The organism is Enterococcus sp. DIV0008 (assembly GCF_050542615.1).
GTDB lineage: Bacteria > Bacillota > Bacilli > Lactobacillales > Enterococcaceae > Enterococcus_D > Enterococcus_D innesii.
The window spans coordinates 1,049,687-1,061,472 of record NZ_CP172937.1 but is presented as its reverse complement, the minus strand read 5'-3'; the positions used below and the strand labels follow the sequence as shown (position 1 = coordinate 1,061,472).

The following is an 11,786-nucleotide window of genomic DNA, read 5'->3' as shown; positions in this document are numbered from 1 at the left end:
ACTGCTTTTTGCTTGTTAACGGCTTTCTTCTTTTTGCTGGAGCAAGTGCCGATTTACTTCATCGGAAAGTTCTAAGAAGGCATCACGATCCCCGTTTTCCAATGCTCGATCGATCTGCCGATACAAGGTATCGATTTTGGTTTTTGCTTCTTCTTTTTCAAGGTACTGGGTAACATGTTGGGTCATTTCTTGATCCAAGTGGTCGTTCCACCGTTCATAGGGATTGTCTTCCAGAACAGCTAAATATAGGGATTGCGACCAAGAATCTGGGAAGAGACATTCAAGATACAACGGTTGTTTCCAATTCATGCGAATCTCATGAAAAATCTGATCAATGTCATAAAAGGTCTGTCCCTCGATACTCAAGACAAAGGGTTCGCCTCCAATTTCCGTACTGCGGACACTTAACCCTCGTTTGGCTGCAGCGGCCCCTTCTACAAAATGAACATTGGTCAAGATCGCTTCATGATTCGCCAGATAGTTCAACACCCAAGAGACTTCACGACGACTGAAGGAAACGGTCGAAACTAACCAATTAAGAAACTTTTTCTTTTCTTGTACATTGACGTTCATTTCTCTCACCTATCTTTCTAATAAGTCCTCCACGATCGACTGTACTTCTAAATCACCTGGCTCGTGTGCCAAATAATGTTGCAGCAAATGAAGTGCTTCAGACAAACGTCCTTCTTCACGTAAGAAAATGCCGTATTCCTTCATAAACGCTGGTTCATGGTGCAAATCAACATTGGCTGCTTCGTAATATTTTGCTGCTTTGTCAAAATCTTCTAACGCATTGAAGGCTTGCGCCAGATTCCATAGAGCGTGAGGCTGTTCATTGTCTTCCATTCGCTCGATCGCCAAGATCGCTTCTTGCCAACGCTCTTCGTTCAAGTATAAATTACTTAAGGTCAGCAAGGTATCCTCTTCTTTTTCACCAGTTTCCAGTGCTTTAAGTAAAAATGATTCGGCTGCTTCACTGTCATGAAGTCGGTAAGCATTCTCGGCAGCAAAATGATAGAAATCTACTTGATATGGATCTTCATGAATTCCTTCCTCGATCACACGTTGCGCTTCTTCCAGCTGCTCTTCTTCTTGCAATGCTTCAGCCAAATAGAGATACAAGGCCCGGTATTGGGGATTCATGACCCGCAACTGCTGCAAGTAGCGTATCGCTTGTTCATTTTCCTTCAGCTGCAAATAGACTAAAGCTGTTTGAAAGAGACGCTCATCCGTCTGTTCGTCTTCTAAGCTTGCTTCAAAGTATTCTAACGCCTCTTCAAACTTACCTGCCATACTCAATGAAGTCCCGGTCCGTTCAACGATTGAGATCCCTGAAATATCCGTAATTTCTTCTTCCAACAATCCTTGATAAAGGTCAACAGCTTCTTGATAGCGATCCGTTGAAAAAGCTAACTCAGCTAAGGCAAAGCGAATCAAGGGTTCCTCTGGCACAAGGCTTTGCGCTTCTTTTAATTTGGCTTCACTGACTTCCGGGATACCGATCAGTTGATAGAGATCCGCACTCAATAACAAGGCTTGCAGATACGCTTCACTCGTTGGTGGTATTTGATCGATATAGGCAAAGGCCGTTTCGATCTGGTCTTCTTCCATCGCAATTTCTGCTAAAGGAAGCAGCAAAGCTTCATTTTCAGGATGCCGCTGCTGCAGGGTTTCAAATAACGTTTTTGCCTCTTCTAAAAAACCGATCTGCAATAATTCATCGCCCAAAGCGCCGAGTGTTTCATCATCATCTTTTTGCAGTGCTTCGGTAAAATTCAATTGTGCTTCTGCCAACTCTTCTGCGGCTAGTGCTTTTAACATTTTTTCACTATAAGTTTCCATCTAGACCCCTCGAATCTCATTGATTAATCGCTGATAAGTCTCCATCGTCTGGACAAGATCTTTTTCCTCGATTTCTGTTCTGCCCCCTATTGTACCAACTTTTGCCAAAAATAACAGTTTTTTTTCTTTTTGCTGCAATTCTAGTACATGGCTGAAATACTCGCTTAAGGAAAAAGATTCGGGCAATTCGATAGGAAAGCCTAATCGGGTAAGCCATTGGCAAAACACCGGCAGATCGACAGTCAACTGTTGCTGCTGGACTGTCCAAATAAAATGAAACAAAAAGCCAAAGAACAATTTCATCGCATCAGACAGTAAGTGACCATTTTCCGTTCGATAAGCAGCATCGGCAAAGAGTTGCCCAAACTCCTCCAATTCGCCGCCCGACTGCTGATACAATTGGATCAGCTGATTGGTATATGCTGCCAATGAGTGTCTCATCAACGCCTGATGACTGGGATACGTTCGATAAAGCTCTTTTAAAAAATCGCTATCGGCAAGCACGCCACCACGGATCAGGGTCAAAAAGTCCACCAGTTTCCCATCGATCTGCTTTTCGGCAATCGTCTGATCGAAAATAACAAATTGTGGTGTGTTAGGGTTTTCCAACATCGGGATATCTGGCTTTTTCACAACGATCGCTGTTTCTTTGACACTTTTAGCTAAAGCCCGCAAGGAGACGGGAATCAGCCAAAGCTTTGTCGTTAGAACCGAAGTCGCATGGATAAAACTGCTCAGTGCCAATACACCTTCATTCCCAAATCCGACGATCAACAAGGACTCTTGCTTAGAAAAGCGACCGAAGAAATCCATTGCGGCCTTAAATTCGCTAAAGTTGTTGCAATACATTTGGTTGGTACAAATATACCAATTGACCTCGCGCGGCAAAAACAGGCGTGTTACTTTTTCTGAAAAGCGGTCATAATAACGCTGATTCGTCAAAATGATCACCTGCTGCGGCTCGATCGACTGTTCTTTCATGACCGATGCCAGTGTTTCACCGTAAGAAATCTGAGTTTCTTGCTCATTTCTGTAAAAAACAGCTTCCATCGGCTCACTCCTTTGTTGCTACTACTTACTATTATAGCAAGAAGCCGCTGAAACACCTACTAAATCGCTAACCATTAGGAAGTATTTTTCGCCGATTTGTCCCATCTTTCTATGCCAAAAAGCAAAAAACATGATTTCCTGTTATTACAAAGGAAACCATGTTTTTTTCTAAACCAAAAGCGAGTAAAGTGATTGATTTTGCTGAAGGTTGATATAGTTTTGGTCAAACTGTTCAATTCGTGACAGTAATGCGGGTAGATCTTTTTTGTGTTTCAACAAGATTCCCAGCATTACTGGTCCTGTTCCACGATTGATTTTTTTCGTATATTCAAACCTCGTGATATCATCATCAGGCCCTAATACATGGCTAACAAATTCCTTCAACGCACCGGGACGTTGCGGGAAGTTGACGATAAAATAATGTTTCAATCCTTGATAAATCAGTGATTTCTCTTCGATCTCAGCCATGCGGGAACTATCATTGTTGCCGCCACTCACAATACAGACGACTGTTTTGCCTTTGATTTGCTCTTTGATCAGATCCAAAGCTGCCACACTCAAGGCACCAGCTGGTTCAGCGACGATCGCTTGTTTGCTGTATAATTCTAAAATCGTTTGGCAGATTGCACCTTCTTCCACCGTTACCAATTGATCCACGTAGCGTTTGGCATGGGCATAGGTTTGAGCTCCGACTTGTTTGACTGCCGCACCATCCACAAAGGTTTCAATATGCTCTAAAGCCACTGGTCCTTGGTGATCAAAGGCTGCTTGCATCGAGGCTGCCCCTACAGGTTCTGCTCCAACAACTTTTATCTTCGGTTGCTTTTCTTTCAAATAGGCTGCGGTTCCGCTGATCAAGCCACCACCGCCAATGGCAGCCACCACCAAATCGATCGTTACTTGTTTCTTTTCAGCATCAGCCAACATTTCCACGGCTACTGTTCCTTGTCCTGCGATAATATTGGGATCATCAAAAGGAGCAATGAAAGCCATTTGTTCTTCTTTGGCAAATTGTTTGGCAGCCTGCGCCGCCGCATCAAAGGTATCTCCCACCAATTCGATCTTGACGTAGTCACCGCCGAAAAAGAGGACTTGCGCGATTTTTTGTTGCGGGGTCGTTGTCGGCATGAAAATGACCGCATGGATCTGCTGTTCTTGACAGGTATAAGCAACGCCTTGGGCATGATTCCCAGCACTGGCACAGACAACCCCACGACTGGTCTGTACAGGATCTGCCTGGGTGATCGCATAGTAGGCACCTCGTAATTTGAAGGAGCGGACTTTTTGCAAGTCCTCTCGTTTCAATAAAACCGTCGCTTGGTATTTTTCAGATAAAAAGCGATCATATTGCAGCGGTGTATGACTAACTGCTCCCCGCAGTCGCTCGTAGGCTTGTTCGATTGCAGAAACTGTCACCAACAAACGCGTCCCCCCTAATCTTTCGCAACAAACGGCATCATTTTCCGTAATTCGCTACCGACTTTTTCAATTTGATGGTTGCCGTTTTCTTCACGCATTTTATGGAATTCAGGGAAGCCATTTTGATTATCCTCAATGAATCCTTTCGCGAATTGACCATTTTGGATATCTGTCAATACGGCTTTCATGTTCTCTTTAGCTTGCGCGGTGATCACCCGTGCACCGGAAACGTAATCGCCATACTCTGCCGTATTTGAGATCGAATGACGCATTTTTTTGAAGCCTCCTTCATAAATCAAGTCAACGATCAGTTTCAATTCATGACAAACTTCAAAATACGCCAATTCCGGTTGGTACCCGGCTTCTACCAATGTTTCAAAGCCAGCTTCGATCATACTGGTCAAACCGCCACAAAGTACGGCTTGTTCCCCAAAAAGATCGGTTTCGGTCTCTTCTTTAAAGGTGGTTTCCAAAACACCGACCCGTGTGGCACCAATGCCTTTTGCATAAGATAAAGCTGTCGCTTGTGCGTTGCCAGTTGCATCTTGATAGACTGCAAACAAGGCTGGCACCGCAAACCCTTCGGTAAAGGTTCGACGCACCAAGTGGCCCGGTCCTTTAGGCGCAACTAGAAACACATCCACCTCTTTTGGCGGCTCGATCACATCAAAATGAATATTGAAACCATGCGCAAATGCTAATGCATTGCCGGCAGAAAGATTCGGTTCGATCTCATTTTTATACAACGATCCTTGGATCTCATCGGGTGCCAAGATCATGACTACGTCCGCTTTTTGTGTGGCTTCGGCTACTGGAAAGACCTCGAACCCGTCGTTTCTTGCGGCTTCTGCTGACTTTCCTTCACGAATGCCGATAAAGACTTCATGGCCTGTGTCCCGTAAATTTTGCGCATGGGCGTGCCCTTGAGAGCCATAGCCGATGATCGCAATCTTCTTGTCTCCTAGATTATCTGTAACTTCCTCGTTGTAATATACTTTTACCATACTTGTTTCCTCCGAATTCTTTCTTTATTTTAAGCAATTCAAAATTGCACTTACCCTCTTGTAAAACCCGTGACCCCTGTTCGTGCCAACTGTTTGATCCCGTAGGGACGCAAAACTTCGATGCATGCTTCTACCTTTTTTGTATCGCCGGCAACTTGCACAACGATCGTTTTCAGTGCGACATCGACAATGTGCGCTCGAAACGGATCGATCACTGCTTGGATCTCCGAGCGGCTGGTAGTTGGTGCATTGACTTTGATCAGCACCAGCTCCCGTTCGATATGAGGAATTTCTGTGATATCAGAAACCTTCAAGACATCGATCTGTTTGTTCAGATGCTTAGTCACTTGTTCTGTTTCTGCCAAATCGTTCACGTTGACAATGATCGTCATTCGTGAAAATTCTGGCCGTTCCGTTGTGCCGACAGAGATACTCTCGATATTGACCTGTCGGCGGTTTAAGACACTCGTAATGCGGCTCAAAACACCTGCTTCATTATGAACGATTGCTGCTAATACCCGTTTCATCTCCTTAGACCCCCATCATTTCATGATTGGCTTTCCCCGGTGGAATCATCGGCAGCACGTGCTCTGAGGGCGAGACCATTACTTCGATCAGCTGCGGTCCTGATTGAGAAAAAGCTGCTGCCAATTGATCTGCCAGTTGCTCTGGGGCATCGATCCGACAGCCTTCGATGCCGTAAGCTTGTGCCAGTTTAACAAAATCAGGTTGTTGTGCAAAAACAGAGGCAGAGCGTCGTTTGCCATGAAAGGTTTCTTGCCATTGACGGACCATTCCTAACGAACGATTGTTCAACAAAACAAATTTGACATTCAAGCCATACTCATTCAAAATCGCAAATTCTTGGTTCGTCATTTGAAATCCACCATCGCCAACAAACACCACGACCATTTTTTCTGGATGAGCAAATTGGGCACCAATTCCTGCAGGGATCCCATAGCCCATCGTGCCCAGTCCGCCACTGGTAATCAATTGTTTAGGAAAGCGAAACGGATAATACTGCGCGACCCACATTTGATGTTGCCCAACATCGGTAATGACGTAAGCCTCTCCTTTGGTCAAACGTCCTACTTCTTCGATGACCTTTTGCGGTTTGATTTCTTGTGTCTGGGTGCGATCATAGCGATAAGGTTTTTCCTTTTTCCGTTTTTGGCATAGATCCAACCAGTCAGACCATGTTCCTCTTGTTGGCTTATAGCGCAGCATTTGTTGCAAAGCAGCCTTGGCATCGCCAACGATTGGGATCTTAGTTTCTACGATCTTGCCGATCTCTACTGGGTCGATATCGATATGAGCAACGATCGCCTGCTTGCCGAACTGACTGCCGGCCGTTGCTAAACGATCATCGAAGCGAGAGCCGATATTGATAATCAAATCGGCTTCCGATAAAGCCATGTTCGCCGCATAGGTGCCATGCATACCGCCCATGCCCAAGAAAAATTGATGATCACTTGGCAGCAAGCCTAAGCCGAGCAACGTTGTGACTGTCGGCAACTTGTACTTGGCAATAAATGCATTTAGTTCAGCCGCAGCTTCGGCAGCGATCACGCCTGCACCCGCCAGTACCACTGGTCGCTGTGCTTTTTCTAGAACTTGCATCAATTTTTCGATTTGCAGACGAGATGGCTCTGCAGTCGGTTGATAGCTTTTCCTTGTGATCGGCAACGAGCAGGTTTCGGCGGTTTCTTGTAGGGTAATATCTTTCGGAAGGTCGATGACAACTGGTCCCTTACGACCAGTTGAAGCGATGTGAAAGGCTTCAGCGATCACTTTCGGCAACTCATCGACACAGCGGACTTGGTAGTTGTGTTTCGTGATCGGCAACGTGATACCTAGAATATCCGCTTCTTGAAAAGCGTCTTTGCCAATTCCTGGTACCGCCACTTGCCCTGTGATAACCACCAACGGTACGGAATCACTCATGGCATCAGCAATGCCCGTAACAACATTTGTAGCACCTGGTCCGCTAGTCACTAAAACGACCCCAACATTGCCAGTAGCTTTGGCATAGCCTTCAGCGGCGTGGATCGCCCCTTGCTCGTGACGCGTCAAAATATTCGGAATCGCGGCATCATATAATTGATCATACAACGGCAGGACGGCGCCACCCGGATAGCCAAAGATCATCTCGACGCCTTGCTCTTGTAAGCTGTCCACTAACACTTGCGCGCCAGTCCTTAGATGCGATGCTTGATACTCGATATTTTCCATTGCTACTCCTCCTCATCAGGTACTCGCATAATCCCGCCCGTATTCGCAGAGGTCACTAAAGCGGTATAACGTGCAAGCCAGCCTTTCTTCACTTTCGAACGAAACTTTGGTCGTTCTTGCGCACGCGTGGCAAGTTCTTCTTCTGAAACTTGCAGATTTAGCGTCCGATTTGGCAAATCAATTATGATTTCATCACCGTCGTTGACTAGCCCTAGTGGGCCCCCGGCTGCAGCTTCTGGCGAAATATGGCCAACCGCGATTCCTCGGGTCGCTCCTGAAAAGCGGCCATCGGTGATCAAGGCGACATCTTTGCCTAACCCACGACCAACGATACTTGAGGTAGGCGCCAGCATTTCTGGCATACCTGGTCCTCCTTTCGGACCCTCATAGCGGATCACTACAACATGTCCTTTTTGTACGGTATGGTTGTCGATGGCAGCAACTGCTTCATCATGAGAATCAAAACAGATCGCTTTCCCTTTGAATACTTGGACACTTGGATCGACCCCACCGACCTTGATGACACTGCCTTCTGGGGCGATATTGCCGTACAAGATCGATAGCCCCCCCACAGGACTATACGGGTTTTCTTTGGGATGAATGACTTCTTCGTTGTGGATCTTCGCTTCAGCGACATTTTCTCGTAACGTCTTACCGGTAACAGTCGGTCGATCGGGATGAATCGCTCCCTCGATATCACAAAGCTCCCTTATGATTGCCGAAACGCCGCCAGCTTCATGGACATCGTGCATCGAATAGGCTGATGATGGCGCGATTTTTGAGAGATAAGGCACTCTTTTAGCGATTTCATTGACCCGTCTTAAGTCATAGTCAATCTCTGCTTCATTGGCGATCGCTAAGGTATGCAGCACTGTGTTGGTGGAACCCCCCATCGCCATGTCTAAAGCGAAGGCATCATCAATAGCTTCTTTGGTCACGATGTCGCGAGGCTTGACTTGTTTTTCAACAAGATCCATCAACTTAAAGGCGGCTTGTCTAACTAGTTCTCGTCGCTCTTGAGACACAGCGAGGATCGTGCCATTGCCTGGCATTGCCAATCCTAAGATTTCTAAGAGGCAATTCATCGAGTTGGCAGTAAACATCCCTGCGCAGGAGCCGCAAGTCGGACAGGCATTTTGTTCCATAAACTCAAAATCTTCTTTTGTCATATTACCCGTCTTGTACGTCCCAACGGCTTCAAACATGGAAGATAAGGTTATTTGATGTCCCCGAGGATCAATGCCGGCTTTCATCGGACCGCCGGAACAAAAGATTCCTGGTACGTTGGTCCGCATCGCTGCTAAAATCATGCCAGGAGTGATCTTGTCACAATTTGGGATATAAAATACGCCGTCAAACCAGTGGGCATTGATGACGGTTTCTGCAGAATCAGCGATCAATTCTCGGCTAGGTAGCGAATAACGCATGCCAATATGTCCCATCGCAATGCCATCATCCACGCCGATCGTATTGAACTCAAAAGGGATGCCGCCAGCTTCACGAATCGCTTCTTTAGCGATATCTGCTAACTCCCGTAAATGCACATGTCCGGGTACGATATCGATATAGGAATTACATATCGCGATAAATGGTTTGTTCATATCATGGATATTTTTAACTTGTCCTGTGGCATAGAGCAGACTCCTAGCTGGCGCTGCATCGATCCCTTTTTTAATTTGATCACTTCTCACACTCATCATCTCCTGCATTTTGGAATAAAAAAAAGCATCCCGGTTATAAAAAACTGGGATGCTTTGCCAGAATCCCATTTTACTTACGCAAATAGGACTCAAACAAACGGATAATTTTTGCTTCCGTGTTCTAAGTCCTGGTATCAATAATAATGACTAATAAATATTGATTAAAATTACGCATAGAAAATGGCTCCTTCATTAGAAATAGTAACGTTCTTGTAATTGTTTACCAATATACCCTTTGCAAAAACACTTGTCAACGAATTTTCTGAATTTTTTTTCAATAATGACAATTCTATCAAGCCCATTCTAACATTGGATGTCATTTAATCGGTTTCCCGTTTTTGTTAAGATCTCTTTTGTATCAAGGGTGATTATATCCAAAAGTGAGTAAGCATTGGCGCTAAGTGTTTTTTTTAGATCAAAAGAAAAACACACTATTATTTTGAATTTTCTGACAATAAAATGTGATTGCTTACTTTCCAGATGACAACCGCATGGCAACAACCAATATTTAAGCAAAAGAAAAAACCCTTGATTACTCAAGGGTTTCTACAAGACTCAATTATTTCACTGCGTCTTTAAGAGCTTTACCTGGTTTGAATGCAGGTACTTTGCTAGCAGGGATCTTGATTTCTTCACCAGTTTGTGGGTTGCGTCCTTTGCGTTCTGCACGAGAACGAACTTCAAAGTTACCAAAGCCGATCAATTGAACTTTTTCACCGTTAGCTAAAGCGTCTTGAATTGTTGAGAATACAGCGTCTACTGCTGCAGTTGCATCTTTCTTAGTTAAGTCAGTAGCTGCTGCAACTTTTTCGATTAATTCTGCTTTATTTGCCATGGATGGTTTCACCTCCTGATATTTTTTTTGATGTCATGCATCAACAAAAATCTTGAGTGGTCCAAGGTTTTTGTCAAATATTGATTACCATCAATATTCTGATATAACGTTATCATAAGAACCTTGTAATATCAAGGATTTTAACGTTTTTAGGGGGTTTTTTTTTGGTTTTTTCCCATTTTGCTAGAAAAGGACAGATTTCTTTGTAAAAAGAAACAAAGTATGATAAAATCTCTATTTTCTTCTGCGAGGAATGATCCGAATCGGCGTTCCTTCAAAAGTGAATGCCTTGCGGATTTGATTTTCTAAGAAACGTGCATAAGAGAAATGCATCAGTTCTTCTTCGTTGACAAAAATAACAAAAGTTGGCGGTTTGACAGCTACTTGCGTCGCATAAAAAATCTTCAAACGTTTGCCTTTGTCTGTTGGTGTTGGGTTGATCGCCACAGCGTCCATAATGACGTCATTCAACAACGCAGATGGAATACGCATGTTTTGATTCATGCTGACTTCTTCAATCAATTGCGGCAGCTTATTCAAGCGCTGCTTCGTCACTGCGGAAACAAAAATGATTGGCGCGTAATCCAAATATTGGAATTCATCTCTGATCTCTTCTTCAAAATCACGCATCGTATTCGTTTCTTTTTTCAATGTATCCCATTTATTGACAACAATAATGATTCCACGGCCTGCCTCATGGGCATAGCCAGCGATCCGTTTGTCTTGCTCGCGAATTCCTTCTTCGGCGTTCAAGACCATCAAGACGACGTCTGAGCGTTCAATGGCCCGCATTGCTCGCATGACACTGTATTTTTCAGTAGATTCGTAGACCTTCCCTTTTTTACGCATGCCGGCGGTATCGATCATGGTAAATTCTTGACCGCTTTCGCTAGTAAAATGGGTATCGATCGCATCACGAGTCGTTCCTTCGATATCTGAAACGATCACTCGCTCTTCTCCAAGAATCGCATTGATCAAAGAGGATTTCCCGACGTTTGGTCGACCGATCAAACTAAACTTGATGATGGAATCGTCTTCTTCTTCCGCTTCATTGGTGAAGTGTTTGACTGCTTCATCAAGAACATCACCGATCCCTAATCCATGACTTCCTGAGATCGGGTATGGATCGCCCAGACCTAAACCATAGAATTCATAGATATCGTTACGCATCTCGGGATTATCAACTTTGTTGACCGCTAAAATCACGGGTTTGTTGCTTTTGTATAACAAACGAGCCACAAGCTCGTCCGCATCTGTTACTCCTTCACGAGCACTCGTAATAAAAACAATGACATCTGCTTCATCGATGGCGATTTCTGCTTGATGCTTGATTTGATCCATAAACGGCTCATCACTTAAATCGATCCCACCTGTATCGATTACGCTAAACTCACGGCCTAGCCATTCACCAGTGGCATAAATACGATCTCTGGTCACTCCTGGAGTATCCTCAACGATCGAAATTCGTTCTCCAGCTATCCGGTTGAAAATGGTCGATTTCCCCACATTCGGACGTCCAACGATCGCTATTGTTGGATTTGACATTTTTTACCCTCCATTTAAAAAAGCAGTCCTTGTACGCTGCTTCTTGTATTCAATCTTACTTAGTTTACCTAAAGCCATGGAAAGTTGCAAGCTTTCCCAGCAAACAAAAAATCAGCTTATAACAAATTCAAACATCGAATCGTTATAAGCTGATGGCAT

10 protein-coding genes are annotated in these 11,786 nt (G+C 44.5%); all 10 read right to left on the bottom strand.

Annotated elements, in window-relative coordinates; translation table 11 throughout:
• Nucleotides 1-15: 15 nt before the first annotated feature.
• Nucleotides 16-573 (bottom strand): YpiB family protein, encoded by a 558-nt coding sequence (locus IGI84_RS05020; protein ID WP_077452638.1) that lies wholly within the window; start codon nt 571-573, stop codon nt 16-18.
• A 9-nt stretch (nt 574-582) separates the two neighbouring features.
• Nucleotides 583-1,842 carry a tetratricopeptide repeat protein gene (locus IGI84_RS05015; protein ID WP_081118782.1) on the bottom strand — a complete coding sequence of 420 codons (1,260 nt, stop codon included), beginning with the start codon at nt 1,840-1,842 and terminating at the stop codon, nt 583-585.
• Nucleotides 1,843-2,892, bottom strand: coding sequence for a hypothetical protein (locus tag IGI84_RS05010; RefSeq protein ID WP_081118783.1), 1,050 nt, complete (start codon nt 2,890-2,892; stop codon nt 1,843-1,845).
• A 168-nt stretch (nt 2,893-3,060) separates the two neighbouring features.
• Nucleotides 3,061-4,314: a threonine ammonia-lyase IlvA gene (gene ilvA, locus IGI84_RS05005; protein WP_430600859.1), complete on the bottom strand. Its 1,254-nt coding sequence runs from the start codon at nt 4,312-4,314 to the stop codon at nt 3,061-3,063.
• A gap of 11 nt (nt 4,315-4,325) precedes the next feature.
• Nucleotides 4,326-5,315, bottom strand: coding sequence for a ketol-acid reductoisomerase (gene ilvC / locus IGI84_RS05000; protein ID WP_270274510.1), 990 nt, complete (start codon nt 5,313-5,315; stop codon nt 4,326-4,328).
• Nucleotides 5,316-5,365: 50 nt separating this feature from the next.
• Nucleotides 5,366-5,842 (bottom strand): acetolactate synthase small subunit, encoded by a 477-nt coding sequence (gene ilvN / locus IGI84_RS04995; RefSeq protein WP_077452643.1) that lies wholly within the window; start codon nt 5,840-5,842, stop codon nt 5,366-5,368.
• Between the two features lie 4 nt (nt 5,843-5,846).
• Complete coding sequence (gene ilvB / locus IGI84_RS04990; RefSeq protein WP_430600858.1) at nt 5,847-7,547, bottom strand: biosynthetic-type acetolactate synthase large subunit; 1,701 nt, start codon at nt 7,545-7,547, stop codon at nt 5,847-5,849.
• A 2-nt stretch (nt 7,548-7,549) separates the two neighbouring features.
• Complete coding sequence (ilvD, locus tag IGI84_RS04985; RefSeq protein ID WP_096742425.1) at nt 7,550-9,238, bottom strand: dihydroxy-acid dehydratase; 1,689 nt, start codon at nt 9,236-9,238, stop codon at nt 7,550-7,552.
• A 568-nt stretch (nt 9,239-9,806) separates the two neighbouring features.
• Nucleotides 9,807-10,082 (bottom strand): HU family DNA-binding protein, encoded by a 276-nt coding sequence (locus tag IGI84_RS04980; protein WP_003126821.1) that lies wholly within the window; start codon nt 10,080-10,082, stop codon nt 9,807-9,809.
• Between the two features lie 234 nt (nt 10,083-10,316).
• Nucleotides 10,317-11,627, bottom strand: coding sequence for a ribosome biogenesis GTPase Der (gene der / locus IGI84_RS04975; protein WP_005237082.1), 1,311 nt, complete (start codon nt 11,625-11,627; stop codon nt 10,317-10,319).
• Between the last annotated feature and the right edge of the window lie 159 nt (nt 11,628-11,786).

Bases quoted from the DNA above. Each gene is read 5' to 3' on its own strand.
- ilvB (WP_430600858.1), bottom strand. From the start codon at position 7,547: ATGGAAAATATCGAGTATCAAGCATCGCATCTAAGGACTGGCGCGCAA.
- IGI84_RS05010 (WP_081118783.1), bottom strand. From the start codon at position 2,892: ATGGAAGCTGTTTTTTACAGAAATGAGCAAGAAACTCAGATTTCTTAC.
- der (WP_005237082.1), bottom strand. From the start codon at position 11,627: ATGTCAAATCCAACAATAGCGATCGTTGGACGTCCGAATGTGGGGAAA.
- IGI84_RS05015 (WP_081118782.1), bottom strand. From the start codon at position 1,842: ATGGAAACTTATAGTGAAAAAATGTTAAAAGCACTAGCCGCAGAAGAG.
- IGI84_RS05020 (WP_077452638.1), bottom strand. From the start codon at position 573: ATGAACGTCAATGTACAAGAAAAGAAAAAGTTTCTTAATTGGTTAGTT.
- ilvC (WP_270274510.1), bottom strand. From the start codon at position 5,315: ATGGTAAAAGTATATTACAACGAGGAAGTTACAGATAATCTAGGAGAC.
- ilvN (WP_077452643.1), bottom strand. From the start codon at position 5,842: ATGAAACGGGTATTAGCAGCAATCGTTCATAATGAAGCAGGTGTTTTG.
- IGI84_RS04980 (WP_003126821.1), bottom strand. From the start codon at position 10,082: ATGGCAAATAAAGCAGAATTAATCGAAAAAGTTGCAGCAGCTACTGAC.